The 18,573-nt window shown below is 42.1% G+C and carries 15 protein-coding genes; 9 read left to right on the forward strand and 6 right to left on the reverse strand.

Going from position 1 to position 18,573, the window contains the following annotated elements:
* Nucleotides 1-119: 119 nt before the first annotated feature.
* Nucleotides 120-716 (reverse strand): GTP cyclohydrolase I FolE, encoded by a 597-nt coding sequence (gene folE / locus OEG80_RS05745; protein WP_263242270.1) that lies wholly within the window; start codon nucleotides 714-716, stop codon nucleotides 120-122.
* A gap of 362 nt (nucleotides 717-1,078) precedes the next feature.
* Between folE and OEG80_RS05750 the strand changes: the two genes are divergently transcribed.
* Both OEG80_RS05750 and OEG80_RS05755 read left to right on the forward strand, forming a co-directional pair.
* A complete protein-coding gene (locus OEG80_RS05750; protein ID WP_263242271.1) occupies nucleotides 1,079-1,885 on the forward strand; it encodes an enoyl-ACP reductase FabI in 807 nt (268 codons plus the stop codon).
* 110 nt (nucleotides 1,886-1,995) lie between these two features.
* Nucleotides 1,996-2,691: a YoaK family protein gene (locus OEG80_RS05755; protein ID WP_263242272.1), complete on the forward strand. Its 696-nt coding sequence runs from the start codon at nucleotides 1,996-1,998 to the stop codon at nucleotides 2,689-2,691.
* A 48-nt stretch (nucleotides 2,692-2,739) separates the two neighbouring features.
* Here OEG80_RS05755 and OEG80_RS05760 read toward each other — a convergent pair whose 3' ends face one another.
* Nucleotides 2,740-2,901, reverse strand: coding sequence for a hypothetical protein (locus OEG80_RS05760; RefSeq protein ID WP_011513753.1), 162 nt, complete (start codon nucleotides 2,899-2,901; stop codon nucleotides 2,740-2,742).
* Between the two features lie 385 nt (nucleotides 2,902-3,286).
* On the opposite strand from OEG80_RS05760, the gene OEG80_RS05765 reads away from it, so the two are divergent.
* From OEG80_RS05765 to OEG80_RS05780, 4 genes are all read left to right on the forward strand, one after another.
* On the forward strand, nucleotides 3,287-4,711 hold the full coding sequence (locus tag OEG80_RS05765) for an SLC13 family permease (protein WP_263242273.1): 1,425 nt from the start codon (nucleotides 3,287-3,289) through the stop codon (nucleotides 4,709-4,711).
* A 221-nt stretch (nucleotides 4,712-4,932) separates the two neighbouring features.
* Entirely contained in the window at nucleotides 4,933-5,529 is a 597-nt protein-coding gene (locus OEG80_RS05770; RefSeq protein ID WP_011513751.1) for a DUF1543 domain-containing protein, read from the forward strand.
* A 206-nt stretch (nucleotides 5,530-5,735) separates the two neighbouring features.
* A complete protein-coding gene (gene hrpA, locus OEG80_RS05775; RefSeq protein ID WP_263242276.1) occupies nucleotides 5,736-10,001 on the forward strand; it encodes an ATP-dependent RNA helicase HrpA in 4,266 nt (1,421 codons plus the stop codon).
* A gap of 548 nt (nucleotides 10,002-10,549) precedes the next feature.
* The gene (locus tag OEG80_RS05780) at nucleotides 10,550-11,005 is read left to right on the forward strand and encodes a GlcG/HbpS family heme-binding protein (RefSeq protein WP_020443585.1); all 456 of its coding nucleotides are present in this window, start codon (nucleotides 10,550-10,552) and stop codon (nucleotides 11,003-11,005) included.
* 162 nt (nucleotides 11,006-11,167) lie between these two features.
* On the opposite strand, the gene OEG80_RS05785 is transcribed toward OEG80_RS05780, so the two are convergent.
* Together OEG80_RS05785 and OEG80_RS05790 are read right to left on the reverse strand one after the other, a co-directional pair.
* The gene (locus OEG80_RS05785) at nucleotides 11,168-12,580 is read right to left on the reverse strand and encodes an aspartate ammonia-lyase (protein ID WP_020443584.1); all 1,413 of its coding nucleotides are present in this window, start codon (nucleotides 12,578-12,580) and stop codon (nucleotides 11,168-11,170) included.
* Nucleotides 12,581-12,722: 142 nt separating this feature from the next.
* Nucleotides 12,723-13,637, reverse strand: a complete 915-nt coding sequence (locus OEG80_RS05790; RefSeq protein WP_020443583.1) for a DMT family transporter — start codon at nucleotides 13,635-13,637, stop codon at nucleotides 12,723-12,725.
* Between the two features lie 103 nt (nucleotides 13,638-13,740).
* Here OEG80_RS05790 and OEG80_RS05795 point away from each other — a divergent pair, with 103 nt between their 5' ends.
* Nucleotides 13,741-14,424, forward strand: a complete 684-nt coding sequence (locus OEG80_RS05795; RefSeq protein WP_011513746.1) for a DUF421 domain-containing protein — start codon at nucleotides 13,741-13,743, stop codon at nucleotides 14,422-14,424.
* Between the two features lie 37 nt (nucleotides 14,425-14,461).
* Here OEG80_RS05795 and OEG80_RS05800 read toward each other — a convergent pair whose 3' ends face one another.
* Both OEG80_RS05800 and pnuC read right to left on the reverse strand, forming a co-directional pair.
* A complete protein-coding gene (locus OEG80_RS05800) occupies nucleotides 14,462-15,070 on the reverse strand; it encodes an ATP-binding protein (RefSeq protein ID WP_263242279.1) in 609 nt (202 codons plus the stop codon).
* A complete protein-coding gene (gene pnuC / locus OEG80_RS05805) occupies nucleotides 15,021-15,773 on the reverse strand; it encodes a nicotinamide riboside transporter PnuC (RefSeq protein ID WP_263242281.1) in 753 nt (250 codons plus the stop codon). Before pnuC ends, OEG80_RS05800 begins: the two co-directional genes overlap by 50 nt.
* A gap of 320 nt (nucleotides 15,774-16,093) precedes the next feature.
* On the opposite strand from pnuC, the gene OEG80_RS05810 reads away from it, so the two are divergent.
* Both OEG80_RS05810 and prfA read left to right on the forward strand, forming a co-directional pair.
* Nucleotides 16,094-17,239 (forward strand): beta-ketoacyl-ACP synthase III, encoded by a 1,146-nt coding sequence (locus OEG80_RS05810; protein ID WP_263242282.1) that lies wholly within the window; start codon nucleotides 16,094-16,096, stop codon nucleotides 17,237-17,239.
* A 242-nt stretch (nucleotides 17,240-17,481) separates the two neighbouring features.
* Nucleotides 17,482-18,570, forward strand: a complete 1,089-nt coding sequence (gene prfA, locus OEG80_RS05815; protein WP_020443578.1) for a peptide chain release factor 1 — start codon at nucleotides 17,482-17,484, stop codon at nucleotides 18,568-18,570.
* Nucleotides 18,571-18,573: the final 3 nt, after the last annotated feature.

Here is an 18,573-nt window from a genome sequence, read left to right on the forward strand (position 1 = left end):
GTTCTTATCACTATTGAATAGATTATGGCCAGTGAACTATATTTGAAATACTAAAAAGATAATCGAGAAAAGGACGCATGAGCGTCCTTTTTATAATTAGGTAATATTAATCTTCAACATTAAAAAGCAGGTTTACGCTTCGGTACAGCATCTAAAAACTCATTGCGCGCTTGATTGTCATGTACATACTCACCTAACATCGACATTGTGCGCGTAGTAGAGTGTTGCTTATTGACGCCGCGCATCATCATACACATGTGAGCAGCATCCATTACTACTGCCACACCGCGGCAGCCCGTCACATCCATAATCGTTTGCGCTATTTGTTCGCTTAAATTTTCTTGAACTTGCAAGCGACGAGAAAACATATCGACGATACGAGCAAATTTAGACAACCCTAACACTTGACCGTTTGGTAAATAACCAATGTGTGCTACACCGTGAAAAGGCAACATATGGTGCTCGCACAATGAATAAAACTCAATATTCTGTACCAATACTAGCTCACGGTTGGTCGATGGAAACAAAGCGTCATTAACGACTTCATCTAAGCTTTGATGATAGCCTTTGGTCAAATGCGCAAATGCTTTGGCAGCACGTGTTGGGGTGTCTTCAAGTCCTGGACGATGCAAGTCCTCACCCGTTGAGGCGATGAGCTGGCGATAGGATACGATGCTTTCTTGGTAGTCTGATGCTATTGTTGCGGTATTGCTCATAAGTTTGGCAGCCATCCAAAATGTGGGTGTAGCTTAACGCTAAATCCTTAGTTACAAACAATGGTTGTAAAGGATTATTATAAAAATTGTGCAAGCTGGGAGGGCTGTGATTATACTCGAAATCTACTTAACTTCATACTGCTGTAGCCGGTAGTTCACCGTTTTATCAATATTAAATGGTATTATTAAGCGGGATTAGGCATTAATACAGTGTAAGCAAATACAGTTTACGACTGTTTACTTAAATCAATTCGTGTATAATAACTCATCTTTCAATTGGTACTTCTACTCGCTATTTATTAGCCAACTATTAAAAATAATCGATCATTTAAATGACCTAAATTGACTTAAAAGGAAATATTATGCTATTACAAGGACAGCGTTTTGTCGTTACAGGCATCGCTAGCAAACTATCTATCGCTTGGGCAATCGCTGAAGCACTACATCGTGAAGGCGCGTCGTTAATTTTGACTTATCCTAATGATAAAATCAAAAAACGGGTAGATATGGCGGCTGAAGCATTTGAGGCGGACTTGGTCCTTGAGTGTGACGTGGCATCAGATGCGTCTATTGCGACTTGTTTTGAGCAAGTCACTGCCCATTGGGGCGATGGCATCAATGGCGTAGTACATGCGATTGGCTTTGCACCGATGGATCAGCTTGATGGTGATTTTGTCAATGCGACAACCCGTGAAGGCAGTCATATCGCCCATGATATCTCAAGCTATAGCTTTGTGGCATTGGCAAAAGCATCGCGTGAGCTACTTGCTATGCGCCACGGCTCAATGTTGACGTTGACTTATGAAGGCAGTATTTCAGTATTGCCAAACTACAACGTCATGGGTATGGCAAAGGCGAGTCTTGAAGCCAGTGTTCGCTACCTTGCAACTTCAATGGGCGGTGAGGGCATTCGCGTCAATGCGATCTCGGCAGGTCCTATTCGTACGCTTGCTGCCAGTGGCATCAAGTCATTCCGTAAAATGCTTGATATCAGTGAAAAAATCGCCCCGTTACAGCGTAATATTACTCAAGCTGAAGTCGGTAATGCCGCGCTATTTTTATTGTCGCCTTGGGCATCTGGTATCACTGGTGAGATTATGTTTGTTGATGCAGGCTTCAATACCGTCGCGATCAGCGAGCAGCTAATGATGCTTGATGAGCCGAAGTAGTTAAAAGACAATTCTCAACGATATATAATGAGGAATGAGGAAGGCAGCCAATCGGCTGTCTTTTTGATTATATTATGGGTTTTTTGCTGATAAGCCATTAAGCGACGAATATGATAACCAAATTACCAAGATGGATATTGTGGGGTGGCGCCGTATTGGCATTCAGTGCAGGCTGTGTCAATACGGCAGCATTAATGGGTTTTACCAATCTATCTGTCTCGCATGTGACAGGTAACGTAAGCTTGTTTGCCGCTGCTATCGCTTACTTAGACATTCAAAGCCTTTTATTTATCGGCGCGCTACTGCTGTCTTTTTTGGCAGGGGCTGTATTAAGTGGTTTTGTTATCGGTCAGACGTCATTGAAGCTTGGTCGACGTTATGGTAATGCGCTTTATATTGAAGCGGCATTATTGTTAATAAGCTATTGGTTATACCAGCAGCACGATTATCTAGGACAGCTTTCCGCTGCTATGGCATGTGGCTTACAGAATGCAATGGTTGCCACTTATAGCGGTGCAGTGATTCGTACCACGCATTTAACAGGACTAACCTCAGATATGGGCGCTGCCATCGGTAATTGGCTGGCGGGTCGTCGCATCAGTAAGCCAACATTAGGTTTTCAGGCGATTATTTGGTACTGTTTTTGCGCTGGCAGTGCCGTAGGTGCTTTTTTATATGCCAGAGTCGGCTATGGTGCGTTGTTTTTGCCTATTACTATTGTTTTGAGCGCAGCCTTCGTATACAACTATGTATCAGACAATCTATCAGAAAAAAGACGGCCAAGAAAAAAGCGCCCATCAGTTTGATAAGCGCTTATTCATTTTTAAATTTTATTTCAATCGAATCCATACAGACTACTGATCGTCTTCTTTATGGTCCTCATGTTCGTGCAACCCTTGCATCATATCTAACGCGGAATCGTCAGTACGCTGCTGATCTTCTTTAGCCAATCCATCTTGGTTGATGTCTTTTGGTGCCATTTTCGTCGTTGAGTCAGTTTTGTTGTCATCTGCCATGAGAATCTCCTATTTGTTTTTATTAACGTTCTTCACCAACTCAGTATGTGATACAGCTTATGAGTTGTACAGGGAAGATATGAACATATTTAGTGACGGTATGTAACTTTGTATCAAACTGACTTCTGGTTTTTCAAAATAGACTTAAATCCATACTTATAAAGCCAATTGGTTTTGGGTAGATGAAATAAAGATTATATTTCTGACAAGGTTTTCAATATGTCTATATTGATAATAATTTGGTGGATAATATTTCTGCTATGATGGCACCTTGTTTTTGTCAGTACTGTTATTAAGTACGATTATAAAGGTATGGTTAACAGCTGAAAGACGTCTTTATGTTTATAATTTTTAACACCGTCTTTGGGTACAATAAGGACATTATATGTCAGAGAAAAAACTAGATAGCCATCTTCCTAACGATGGCAACGAGTATTTATTTACGGATACCTTCCCAAAAGGTACCGGTAAAGGATTGATAGTTGTCGCTATCGCGGCGGTTATCAGTCTGTTTATCTATAACGTATTGCCGTATGATATCAGTGCCAATAAAGGCCTCGCCATGTTGTTCTTTATCGGCGTTTTATGGTTAACTGAAGCAGTACATGTGACGATTACAGCGATATTGGTAGTGGTCATAGGAGCGCTAATTGGTTTACCGGATTTCGATGCTGAAATTGGATTACAAAGCTTTGCTAACCCAATTATTTATTTATTTTTTGGTGGCTTTGCATTAGCGGCGGCATTGCATGTGCAGCAATTAGACAGGAAAATAGCGCTTAAGATTCTATCCATGTCAGGTGGTAATCTGAGGAATGCGGTATTCTTAATATTTGGGGTCACCGCATTTTTATCGATGTGGATATCAAATACGGCTACTGCAGCGATGATGCTGCCACTGGCGCTTGGTATTCTAACGCAGGTTGACCGCGAAAAAGACCGTGGCACTTTTGTGTTCGTACTATTAGGTATTGCCTATTCTGCGAGCCTTGGTGGTTTGGGTACGATCGTTGGTTCACCACCCAATGCTATTGCTGCAAAAGCACTTGATATCGCGTTTGTCGATTGGATGAAGTTTGGTATTCCAATGATGGTGGTGCTGTTGCCATTATTGCTCGGTGCCATGTATTTATTCCTCAAGCCCAATCTTAACCGTCAGGTCACGCTGAACGAAGATGATGAGGCTATTGCATGGAATAAGCCGCGTGTACTGACAATTATTGTATTTATCGTCACAGCGCTAAGCTGGATACTCTCGAAACAAATTGGTGCCGCACTTAATATTGATGATGTTGATTCTATTGTGGCACTGTTAGCAGCATCAGCGGTGGTCAGCTTAGGGTTGGTTTCATGGAAGCAAGTTTCTGACAATACCGACTGGGGTGTGCTCATGTTGTTCGGTGGTGGTATTGCGCTATCAACAGTGTTAAAAGTTTCAGGCGCATCGTTGGTTCTTGGTCAAGCAGTTGCTAATGGACTGTCCTCTGCACCGCTTATCGTCGTGGTACTGGCAGTTGCGGCATTCATTATATTCTTGACAGAATTTGCTTCTAATACGGCTTCTGCCGCCTTGTTAGTCCCTGTGTTTGCGGCTATTGCTGAGCAAATGGGTCTACCACCTGCAGTATTAGTCATGATTATTGGTATCGGTGCTTCTTGCGCATTTATGCTACCAGTTGCCACGCCACCAAACGCTATTGTCTTTGGGACGGGTCTTATTAAGCAGACAGAGATGATACGTGTTGGTGTCATACTGAATGTTATTTCTACCTTTATCATAGGTTTGTGGGCATATTTTTTCTTACTATAATCTATGAGTGAAAACAGTTATAACCGAACAAACCCAATGTTTAAGTGATTCTTAAACATTGGGTTTTTCATTTACTAGTAGTCATAATGTCGGTATAAAATACTTATCGTTTCTTTCTTGTTATCATTGATGTATTAGCTGCTCAAAGCAGATTGGAATGACTATTAACTGACTAGGTTTATCTAACAAGGAACATATAAGATGTCTAAGGAATCTCTAAAATGCCAACCCTATATATGATTCAATTAGGCGGTCGTCCCAAAGGACGGTTGATTGAACAACACGATATATTTTTTGGCGTGGCCAATCAGGTTAATGAATTAATAGCAGATATCAATAACCATTGGCCTGAAGTGAAAAATAAGTGGCATATTGATTCATACCGCGCTATTAGCAAAGTTGATAATTATGCGATTAAATTAGTGGAATCCAATATTCAAGCAGAGTGCGCCAACGACTTAAAGCTATTCTTTATCAATTTAGGCGGCTATCAGCAGGGCAGTTTTGAAGAGTTTCATTATAAGCTACTTATCGTGGCTGATAGCCAAGCAGATGCAGTTAAACAAGCAAAACAGAGCGAATTTTATAAACAATTTACTTTTAAAGATAAAGCATCGCCTTTTAACGCTGCCTCGCATATTGATGACAAGTTTGAAGTAGATATAGACAACATATATAACGTCAATGATCTTATCTCAAATGTTAAAATCATTATCGAGCCTCTTGCAAGAGCGCTTGATAAAAGTATAAATGTCATAGAAGATAAAAAATACGTAGGATATTTAAGTATTAAAAATCTTAAAAAATTAGCACTGTGATAATATTAATTGTCGCTTACGTATTTATGAGTTTTAAGAGATACGTCTAATCACTCCTTATCTCTGTGAGATTTTTGGTTGTTTTAGAAATTTGATACGTTCTATAAGCAACAACTCAAGTCTAGGCCATACACGAGTAACTTGAATCGCAGCTCAATTATCCCCATAATCTAATAACTCCTAAATAATAAATAGCCTAAGTAAATATGCCTGATACTTCAACAGAAAATCAAGAAAAAATCCAGCCTGTACAAGCCGAAAATCTGAACGCCGAGACAAAAAATACGCAGAAAGAAAGTGTGGATACTCAACAGGTTATTTCTGTTGCTAATTTACCTGTGCTCGCGAAGGACGAGTATTATCTCAGTCGCCTTGAGCGTGAGCTGGCACGTGCAAAATCGTCTGCTAATAAAAATAGCAATACGGATGACAAACACAACGTTAAAAATAGCAATAATTTAGATAAAAAACGCGCCCAATATGAGCAATTAAAAGCTCGCTCGCAACAAGCGGTGCAAGCGCGTATAGAGAGCATTCCAGATAGGCTGGCAGAAAAATTGAATCAGGATCTCCCTGTTAGCCAACGTGGTGATGATTTGATTCAGGCAATCATCGATAACCAAGTGATTATCGTTGCAGGTGAGACAGGCTCCGGTAAAACTACGCAGCTGCCTAAGTTAGCAATGCTAGCAGGTCGCGGTATACGTGGGCAGATAGGGCATACACAGCCTCGACGACTGGCGGCACGCAGTGTGGCAAACCGTATCGCTGAAGAATTGGGCGAGCAGCTTGGTAATACGGTCAGCTTCAAGATTCGCTTTAACGAGCAAGGCACGGCGCAATCTGTCGTTAAACTAATGACTGATGGTATTTTGCTTGCTGAACTTGGTCACGATCGTTTTTTGAGTAAATATGATACTATTATTATTGATGAAGCCCATGAGCGTAGTTTAAACATTGACTTTATTATGGGTTATTTAAAAAAACTGCTGCCCAAGCGCCCTGATTTAAAAGTCATTATTACCTCAGCGACACTGGACACTAAACGCTTTAGTGAATACTTTAGTCGCTACGATAATAAGCTTAAACGGCAAATTCCTGCGCCTATTTTTAATGTCGAAGGACGAAGCTTCCCTGTCGAAGTGCGTTATCGTCCGTTAACAGATGAGCCAGTAACCAGCTCAGACGATGATAGCTACGACGACTTTGAAGAAAATCTGCCACGTGCGGTGGTTGCTGCAGTGGAAGAATGCTTTAGCGATGCACAAAGTAAAGGTCATTCTGATCAAGCAGATATCTTGATATTTGCAGCCACTGAAGCTGAGATTCGTGAGCTCCAGGAAGTACTTGAGCGTCATGGACCTAAGCATACAGAAGTGCTGCCACTATTTGCACGGCAGACCTATGAAGAGCAACAGCGTATCTTTCAGCCATCAGGTCGCGGCCGACGTATTGTTATCGCGACTAACGTCGCTGAGACAGCATTGACCGTACCCGGCATTCGCTATGTGATTGATTTGGGTTTTGCGCGTATATCACGCTATTCTTATCGTTCGCGCGTACAGCGTTTACCAATTGAAGCCATCTCGCAAGCTGCTGCCAATCAGCGTAAAGGGCGTTGTGGTCGTGTTGCGCCGGGTGTTTGTATTCGTTTATATAGCGAAGAGGACTTTACTGGTCGTCCTGAATTTACGGAACCTGAGATTTTACGCACTAACTTAGCATCCGTTATTTTACAAATGGCAAATCTGCGCCTAGGAAGCGTCGATGATTTCGCCTTCATTGAGCCACCTGACAGTCGCTTGGTTACTGATGGACATAAATTGCTTGATGAATTGGGCGCGATTACTGCTAAAAACGACGTACCTTCAGCTAAACAAACTAACAAGCCAAAATCAAAACAGGGTCTGGATCATCTGGTTCTGACACCGACTGGTCAAAAGATGGCACGTATGCCAATCGATCCAAGGCTGGCACGTATGCTGGTAGCTGGTAGCGATTTTGATTGTATCCGAGAAATGCTCATTGTCGTTGCAGCGCTTGCTGTCCAAGATCCACGCGAGCGGCCAGTAAATAAGCGCCAGCAAGCGGATCAGAAGCATGCTGAATTTCGCCAAGATGACTCTGATTTTTTATTCTATTTAAGTCTGTGGAAAGCCCTGTTTGAGAAAGACGAAGATGGCAATAAGTTGTCTGGCAATCAGCGTAAGCAGTTTACGAAGAAAAACTATCTAAGCTTCCCGCGTGTACGTGAGTGGAGTCAAACCCATCGTCAGTTAGTACAAATGGTCACTGAGCTCAAGCTGACTGATGCTAATGAGGCAAAAACTGCTGACAAGAATGCCTCGAAAGAAGTGACTCACAGTGACCCTACCGCGATTGAAGATGAAGCACTCAAAGCTGTTAAATACGCCAATTTACATCGCGCATTGTTAACAGGTTTGTTGTCTACGATTGCTCACAAAACTGAAAATCGCGGTGAATACTTAGCTGCTCGCCAGCAGAAAGCCAAAATATTCCCAGCCAGTACGGTTTTTAAACAAATACCACCTTGGGTCATGGCTTTTGAAGTGGTTGAGACATCGCAAGTCTTTATGCGTACCGTTGCCAAGATTGAACCAGAATGGATTATCTCAGCCGCCGGTAACTTATTAAAGTATCACTACTTTGAGCCACATTGGTCGAAAAAAACTGGCCGCGTTAAAGCTTATTCCCAGATCAGCTTATTTGGTCTGATTATTATCAGTAAGCAACTGACCAACTATGAGCAAGTTAATCTAAGCGAATCGCGCGAGATATTTATCCGTGACGGTCTGGTTACTGGAAATTTAGGTAGACAAGCACCATTCTTACAGCATAATATGGATAAAATTGCTGACATTCAACGTATCGAGGATAAATTACGCCGCCGTGATCTATTAGTCGATGAAGAGTCCTTGTATCAGTTTTATGATAAAAAAATCCCCGATCATATTGCGAGCCGCAAAACGTTTGAAGACTGGCGTGCCGAAGTTGAAAAAACCGATACTAAGTATCTGTTCTTTACCGATGAAGACGTGCTTAATAGCCAAGCACCGACCACAGGCGATTTCCCAGAAGTGTGGAAGCTTGGTGACTTAAAGCTGCCACTACGCTATATCTTTGATCCAGCAAGCGATGATGATGGGGTGACCATCCGTGTGCCGCTTGTCGCCCTACCGCAGCTTGATGCGATTGAATTGTTATGGGGTGTACCTGGTTGGCGTTATGAGCTGGTATTGCAATTATTAAAATCATTACCAAAAGACATTCGTCGTCAGATTGTACCTATTCCTGATACTGCCGATAGCTTGTTTGATGAGTTGCAGCCTGCGGGTGGACAGGGGTTATTAAAACAGCTTTGCCAAGCACTTAACCGCCGTGGCATTATGTCAGTCACCGCCGAGCATTTCAATCCGTCTAGTATTGATCGTTATTTGCAGCCACAAATTTGCGTGGTCGATGATAAGAACCGTATCATCGAAAAAGGACGCGATCTGCAAACGCTACAGATTCGCCATGCTTCTCAGACGCGCCAAGCGGTGAATGAGCAGCAAGGCGCGCATACAGAATTTCCTGAACACTTTGCCTTTAGTAAAAACCATCATAGCGCAGGCGTGGTTATGAAGCAGTTTGCTGCTTTGGTTGCTGACGAGGCAGGTGAAGCGGTATCTATCCATCAATATACCGATGTTAATGCAGCACTGCAGGCGCACCGTATCGGGGTGTTAACGCTAATCAAAAGTAGACTTGGCTCAAAGAAAAAACAGCTTACCAGTCAAGTCGACAACATATTTAAACTGGCATTCGCACCGCTTGGTGATATGGAAAAGCTTAAGACTATCATTATTGATGCGACTTTAGATGCAACACTCGAAGAGCACTATGTATTGTTTAATCATACGGCAGACCTACCTGAGAGTGCTAATGATGTTGCGGTTGGACTCAGTGAGGAGCTACCCTTTACTCCTGAAGAGTATAGCCAAACGCTCGATGTGCTACTAAGTAACTTTTTGCTGATTGGTCAAACGGTCATAAAAACGCTCAAAAGCGTTTATACTCGCTGGCAACGTATTCGCCAAAGCATGCTAATGCTTGATCGAGAGATATTTGGCGAGTCTATTGAAGATATTGAAGATCAGTTAGCAGATTTACATTTGGCTGATTTTGTTTATCGTATGGATTATAGCCACTGGCAGCAGTATCCACGCTATCTGGAAGCGCTAGAGATTCGTATCGACCGTCTTGAGCACAATGTCGAAGCCGACCTCGATGGCGTCTATGCCCTTGACTTACATATGGAAAGACTTGCAGGACGTGCTAATGATAAAGCCATCAGCGATTACCGCTGGATGGTCGAGGAGTACCGCATTCAACTGTTTGCTCAGCCGATGAAAACCCGTATGGCAGTATCACCCAAGCGTCTCAGTAAGATATGGGATAAAATGAGTTAGCATGAAAGTAAGTACTTCAGTAACCGTTCGCAAATTTTTATGGTTATTTTTTATGGTCATGCTTTTAGTTGCCATTTGCTAAAAGCATGACACTCTTGCCCGTATTATCAAAAAGCTTATTCAACCGCTTATATAGATATCTTAGATATTATCATGACACTGGCTGCTAAGCTCATACCTTACAAGCCTTTCTAGAGAAATAAATATTCAAGCAGTCGCCATGCACCGATTGCTAACCTCTACAGTGTTTCAATTATTATTTTTATAAAATTAATACATCTCTTTCACGTTAACAGTCGTATTTGAATCTCTGTTACTTCCTACATTGGCTGGTGCTGTGACCGCATTTGTACAAGGTATTAGTTTGTTATTACCGTAATCATTCCGTACTTTGCCGGATTTTTGCGTGAGTGGTCAAGTAGCTTTCAAGCCGTTTGGCTGATGCTACTTATCACATTGGTGAGCATGCTGATTATTACTATGAAGCTTGCGCCTGAGAGTTATGCAAAGACAATGAATTATTCATAAAATCAAATCAAGGATTGAAGATGGGAATTACAGCTATGGATAGCGTCTCTTATACTGAGACACAAGATACAAAAATCTCGTTACTCACAGGCGAGATGGCACAAGATATAGTGAATGCTGCATTTATAGAGTCTAAAAGGCATGGTCTAATGGTATCGGTGACGGTGGTTGATCGTTCTGGGCAAATACTGGCCTTTTTAAAGGATCATCGAGCGGGTGTGCACACTATTCGCTCAAGTTATAAAAAAGCCTATACAGCCAATTCGCAAAAAAGAGAAACAGCAGTTATCGCTAGAGGCGTTGCGGACGGTAGTATTGCTGCCGACATCAGATACCTTGATGAAAACATACTGATAATGCCGGGCGGTATTCCTGTATATATTGATGGTATTGTGGCTGGTGGTATTGGTGTGGGCGGCGCACATGGCAATGAAGACGTAAGTATTGCTCGCGCAGGCTTAAGCGTTTTAGAGTAAATACATAGGGCGAGTTCCACGCACTAATTTTTAATTTTCACAATCTTTAGACAGTGCGTAGATATAGCTTATAGATTTTCCCCAAATAATGCAGATATGAATAAAATAAAAAAAGGCTGGATTAGCAATCGCTAACCCAGCCTTTTTACGTTAAAAAAAACACTAAGGGGTCAGTTTGACCTTCGGATATACCATGTTAGCAGGAGAGAGTAGATTGTCTAACGTCTCTTTATCCATCAGGTTCTCTTCTAGAACGATGTCATAAACACGACCACCGGTTTCTTGGGCTTTTCTTGCCACATAGGTAGACGACTCATAACCCAAATGTGGGTTTAATGCGGTTACCAGACCAATATTGTTGAATACTTCAGTATTACACGCTTCATTATTCATCATTACGCCATCGATACAGCGCGTGGCAAATATCTCACAGATATTTGCCATCATGCTCATACCGGTAAATAAGTTGAAAGCAATGACTGGCTCAAAGACATTGAGTTGTAGCTGAGCGTTTTCTGATGCCATGACGATAGTGGTATCAATACCCATTACATGAAAACACGCTTGATTGACCACCTCAGGTATAACGGGGTTTACTTTACCCGGCATGATTGAGCTACCAGGCTGCATCTCAGGCAGGCGATATTGTGCCAAGCCTGCACGAGGACCCGAGGATTGCAAGCGTAAGTCATGAGCAATCTTTGATAGACGAGCAGCAAATAGACGCAGATTGCCAGACAAAGCAACATAAGCACTGGTATCTTGTGTGGCTTCAATCAAATCTTCAGCAATATAATAAGGTCTGCCAGTTAGCTCTTGTAATGTCTCAGCACACAGCTCTGAATACCCAGCAGGTGCATTCAAGCCAGTACCGATAGCGGTACCACCCATATTAATCTCATGAAACAGCGCACGAGTTGACTCGATACGTGCCATCTCCTTTTTGACCATCGTTGCAAAAGCGTTGAATTCTTGACCTGCAGTCATCGGTACCGCATCTTGTAAATGGGTGCGTCCCATTTTTAATTGATCGGCAAATTCGATGCTTTTGTTAATTAGGCTTTGATGCAGTATGGCCATCTTTTCTAACAAATGGGTGCAATAGTCATCCAATGCGACATTGAGCGCCGTTGGATAGGCATCATTGGTCGACTGCGAAAGGTTGACATGATTATTTGGATGCACATGCTGATATTGCCCTTTTTCATAGCCTAATATCTCTAAAGCACGATTGGCAATGACCTCATTGACATTCATATTGGTTGAGGTGCCTGCGCCGCCTTGAAACATATCGACGATAAATTGGTCATGATATTTATCAGCGATTAAGTCATCACACGCTGCGACAATCGCATCTTTAACGGTATTATTTAATACTCCAACTTTATTATTGGCAATAGCAGCCACTTTCTTGACGGTAGCAAAGGCACGGATAAAGGTAGAGAACTGATGTAAGCGCACACCGCTAACAGTGAAGTTTTCAAAAGCACGTAAGGTTTGGATGCCGTAGTAAGCGTCAGCCGGCACATCGCGATGACCAAGTAAGTCGTATTCTTGGCGAGTAGTGGTTGTCATTTAATAAAATTCCTTCAATAAAAAGCCCTGATAAAAACGTTCATCGCCTGCGATATTTATAAAAACCCTGTTATCACTATGGCGATGTCGCCTCAAATGAGCATTATAGACAACATTTCAGCATAAGCGCCTTATATTGTGACTAATATGGCTGTTTATTTAAAATAAAGACCAATACTGCGCTCAAGATGACAGTACTTGCTATCATAAAAGTTAAAGTGATCGGCTCGGACAAAATCACCACACCCAGTAACGCTGCAAGCACGGGCACACAAAGCTGTATAACGGCAGCCTGTGTGTTTTTTAATAAAGGCATTGCCATATACCAGATGCTGTAGCCGATGCCAGAGGCAATTGCCCCTGATGCACACGCCAACCATATCCCTTCCATGGTGATACTGTCGATATGAATGAGTTGCACATCCATAATGTTTTGATATATAAAACCAGCGACTAATAATATCGGTATCGCTAGCAAACTTCTGATGAAATTAAAACCTGTGGCTCGCAGCGGTGAGAGACAGGTCTTGCCGCGTATGCTATAGATACCCCATGCCACACCGCTGATTGCCATGAGCATGGCAGCGAGTAATGAAGGCATTGAGGCCGATGGTAGCATCAAATATACAAACCCTGTGATGGCAATAACAAAGGCAATCCATTGCAAATGACTCAATGTCTCTTTTTTATAAATCCCCCAACCAATCATAGTGAGCTGAACCGCTGAAAATAAAATCAGCGCCCCAGTGCCAGTCTCAAGCTCTACATAGGCAATCGAAAAACACAGCGCATAAATAACTAAGCTTATGCTACTCAGCCAATTCCCTCTTTCACTTAATATCTCTTCATTGAAAGAATGACTAAGTCTCAATTTGCGATGTCTTAAGTAGTAGGACTGAGCTGCCATGATCATACTCAAGCAGACAGCAGCGCTTAATAGTCGAACAATGGTAAAGCTCCAAGCGTCTATATAACCCTCTGCTAAGGCCATCCTACAAAACAGAGAGTTTGCAGCAAAGGCTATTAACGCAATCAGCGTATACAATGTGACTTTCAAAAATAATTCCTACAATTAATAAGTGAGTTTTTGCATAAAATAGAGCAGCTTTAAATAGAGTGGTTTTGATGCCATCATTAAAAATAATAACAAGGGAAAAAATATGGATTGGGCAAGTATTTTCATTCATGATACAACATGGACATTTGCTGCTGAGATACTGATACGTGTCATTGTCATGTTTGTGCTCATCATTTCATTTTTGCGCTTTACCGGCAAGCGCGGCGTTCGACAGTTATCTATCTTTGAGCTTACTATCATCTTGTCACTGGGCTCTATCGCAGGTGACCCGATGTTTACCGAGGATTTACCGATTATCCAAGCGGTACTAATCATGAGTACGGTAATACTGCTTTACCGGCTCTGTACATGGGGCATGATGAAATATCAGCCTTTTGAAGATTTGTTAGAAGGTAAGTCCTTATATATCGTCGAAGATGGCATGCTGGTACACGACAAAATAGCAGAAGGGAAAATGTCACATGATGAGTTTTTTGCGGAAATGCGCCAACAGGGGGTCGAGCATTTAGGTCAGGTTCGTACCGGTTTGCTTGAAACCGATGGCAATTTTAGCCTGTTATTATACCCACCTGATGACACCGGCTATGGTCTGCCACTTTTCCCGAAACAGTATCAGGCGGTTGAGCAGGTAGAATCACAAACGTATTACGCTTGTATGTACTGCGGACACGTGGACTTTATCTCTGATGCCAACCAGCAATGCGAGCGCTGCGAGGACAACTGCCGGAATTGGGCAAAAGCTTTAAACACTAAGCTCGTGAGGTAGTAATGGGTGCAAGGTTTGACAGTGTTTATTAAATAGCCTAAGCATTATTATTTAATTTAAATGCATCTAGCAATTTTACCACTTGTTGAACCCGCACCTCTCGAGCGCCGCCAATTGATTGAAATGGTTTGTTATAAGCTGTTAACTGATCAGCAAAATAAGCGCTTATTTCATCTCGCTGATGCGGGCTATCACGCAAGTCATCAGCAACCCAAGGTGTATCAACGTCGGTTAATAGTATTAAGTCATAATGATGCACCAATGCTGCTTGGGTGAGCACTTCAGGGCAATCGCCATAATACCAATTAGAGTAGACCATCAGCTCAAACAAGCTGGTATCGCAAAATAAATAATGATGGCCGTTTGACGTTTGTGATACTTGCTTTGCCAACTTATTCTCAAGCAGTATCTGACCTTGTGCGATAGGCAATAAGTCATCCCACGTACAGGTCAGTTGCTCGTCGTCCCATTTAGCTTGCAAGTAAGTGCGCATATATTCTGGCACCCAAGGACAGTCAAAATGCGCGGCCAAATCACGGCACAGTGTGGTTTTTCCCGTACTTTCTGCGCCTAAAACTGCGACCTTGATGACGGATTTAGGCGTATGCTGCGTGAGATTGAAGGCGATAGCGTCGTTGCCATTCATAATAAGCCCAAATTGCGATAAGAGTGAAGACTACGTATTGTAATGCTGTAAAGGTTAGACCTTTATAAAAATAGAGCGGTACTGAGATAGCATCAGCGACAATCCAGAGTATCCAATGCTCAATCTTGCGCCGTGCCATCAGCCACATCGCCATCAAAAACAGGGCAGTGGTTAACATATCAGTATATTCAACCCACGTAAATAGATGCATGCCAAGCTCAGCACCATCGAAGCTGAAGTTGTTATTGATGACTGGTCTAAAATAATAAACCAGACCAACAAAAGCTATAGTTGCCGCGGCTAATAGTGCCAATATAGGGACGTCATTTTTATCTAAACGTTCTACTTGGATAAGGTTTGGCGCATCAGTGTTTTTAAGCTCTTGGTTATGTTGTTGAGCGGTGGGGTTTATATGGTCTTGATGCTGTGTAAGTTCTTTATTTTTTGACCAATTTATCCAGCCATAAATACTCATAATGGTATAATAAGCATTGATAAACATATCACCAAATAATTGCCATTTCCATAAGAGATAGACAAATATAGCGGTGCTGACCAAGCCAATAGGGAATACCAAAATATTGGTTTTACTGGCGAGTAGTACACTGGCTACCCCAAAGATAACCGCAATCAATTCCAACCCGATAAACAAAGTCGGATAGTCGGCATACTGACCAAACAACCAATTCAAAAGTTCCACCATTGTCATTCCAAAATAGATAATAAGTTTGATATTTCTTAATAGAGATGTAGACAATCAAAATGCAGATCAATTATTTATACAAATAACGTGAGTAAGCAAGGCTGATTATAACGCAGCTACCGCAAAATGAAGCCAATCTTTGCTTATTCTTGGCAAGAAGCTGATTATTTGTAACAAAGTATTAGAAAAATAATAATATTCAGGCATAATAAAGGCACTTATTTTAAGTTTACAGTCATTCACCCAAAATTAGACGACTGTTGTTTTACTTCACCTTATGCTTATTTCAAGCACCATAGTAGTAGACAAGGAAGCGTATCATGACGACTTGTATCACAGGCACCGGCCTGTATATCCCGCCTTTTAGCATCAGTAATGAAGAACTGGTAGAGTCCTTTAATCAGTATGTTGAAAACTATAATACAAAACACGCGGCTGACATTGAAGCAGGCACACTCACGGCTCTTCAGCCTTCATCAGCGGCTTTTATCGAAAAAGTATCTGGTATCAAATCACGCTATGTGATGGAAAAAGACGGCATCTTAAATCCTGACATCATGGCACCTGTTATCGCTTATCGTAACTTGGGCGAAGAGCTGTCTATCATGGCAGAAATGGGTGTGGCTGCGTTAAGTGATGCCTTGGCTGATGCAGGACTTGAGGCCAATGATTTAGATGGTATCATCCTTGCCTGCTCAAACTTTCAGCGTACTTACCCAGCCGTCTCTATCGAGATTCAAAATGCGATCGGTATGGTGGGCGGCTTTGCTTATGATATGAATGTGGCTTGTAGTGCGGCGACTTTTGGTCTATCACAAGCACATGGTTCTATCGTATCAGGTCTTGCTAAGCGCGTCGCTGTGGTCAACGTTGAAATTACTTCAGCGCATTTAAACTGGCGTAACCGTGACAGTCACTTTATCTTTGGTGATGTCGCAACTGCTTGCATCGTCGAAGAGCTGGATACACCTAAAGGCTATGAGATTCTAAACTCTAAGCTATTTACTCAGTTTTCGACCAATATCAAAAACGAATACGGTTTTATGGATCGTTCAGAGTTTTTGGCAGCGCAAACAGAGATGTATCCGGACCTTAAAGAGCCAGTAACCGATAAATTATTCTTACAAAATGGTCGTAAAGTATTCCGTGAAGTCTGTCCAAAAGTGTCAGAAGTCATTACTGAGCATCTACAAGAAAACAATATCCCAACCTCTGATGTAAAAATGATGTGGCTCCATCAAGCCAATGCCAATATGCTAGATTTAATCTTGCGTACGGTCATCGGTAAAGAAGCAGACAAAGCCATTGTACCGAGTGTCATTGCTGAATTTGCCAATACCAGCTCAGCCAGCCCGATGATTGTATTCCATCGCTATAAAGATGACCTTGCATCTGGTGATTTGGGTGTTATTTGCTCGTTTGGTGCTGGTTACTCTATTGGGTCGGTAATCGTCCGTAAGGTCTAATTTTTTAAGTCCTGAGTCTTAATTATTATCAAAATAGCCAAGAGTATTCTTGGCTATTTTTTTATTTAAGTTTTGAGGGAAGCTGATGCTGTATTTAAATTATCAGAAAAAAGCGTCGATATGGTGCAAGCAGTAGAAAAGTTTGTTCATATATTGACAAGATTGCTGAGAGGTTTTAATTTAAGCGCAAAAATTTGCTATAATCACGGTCTTATTTCAATTATTCAATTAAAAGTCCTTTTATGAAAGAATCCTTACGCCTGCGTTTAGACCAAATGGTAGACCGTTATGAAGAGGTCACTGCCTTATTATCAGACCCGAGTGTCATCAGTGATAACAATAAATTCCGTGAGCTGTCCGTTGAGCATAGTGACTTGATGGATATCACCACTTTATGGCAGAACTATGTTGGTGCAGAAACGGATCAGGCTGATGCAGAAGCGATGCTAAAAGAAGCATCAGATCCTGACATGAAAGAGATGATGCAAGAAGAGATTGACAGTGCTCGCGATACTATTGTAGAGATGGAAGAAGCACTTAATCTCATGATGCTGCCAAAAGATCCTAACGACAAAGTGCCCGCATTCCTTGAGATTCGTGCAGGGACAGGTGGTGATGAAGCAGCGATTTTCTCTGGTGACTTATTCCGTATGTACCAAAAATTCGCCCAGAACCAAGGCTGGACTTTAGAGATTTTGTCAGCCAATGAGGGCGAACATGGGGGTTATAAAGAAATCATTACTCGTGTGTCTGGTAATAGCGTTTATGGTCGTCTAAAGTTTGAGTCTGGTGTACATCGTGTTCAGCGTGTGCCTGATACAGAAAGCCAAGGTCGTGTACACACGTCAGCCTGTACTGTCGCTGTGATGCCTGAAGTTGAAATTGATGATACGGTTGATTTGAATCCAGCTGATATTCGCTTTGATACTTTCCGCTCAAGCGGTGCTGGTGGTCAGCACGTGAATACTACCGACTCTGCTGTACGTTTGACGCATATACCAACGGGTACCGTGGTAGAGTGTCAACAAGAACGCAGTCAACATAAAAACCGTGCGCAAGCGATGAAAATGCTGATTTCAAAAATTCAGCAAGTCAAAGTCCAAGCACAGGTAGATGCCGCTGATACGATACGTCGCGATTTGGTTGGTAGCGGCGATCGTTCGGAGCGTATCCGTACCTATAATTTCCCGCAAGGACGTATGACGGATCATCGTATTAATCTGACTTTATATAAGCTTGATTCGATTATGGAAGGTGACTTGGATGAAATCCTTGATGCGCTGTTACGTGAGCATCAAGCGGACTTGATGGCAAGTATTGGCGGTGCTTAATAA

The sequence above is a fragment of the Psychrobacter sp. SC65A.3 genome, assembly GCF_025642195.1.
GTDB classification, from domain to species: Bacteria; Pseudomonadota; Gammaproteobacteria; order Pseudomonadales; family Moraxellaceae; genus Psychrobacter; species Psychrobacter cryohalolentis.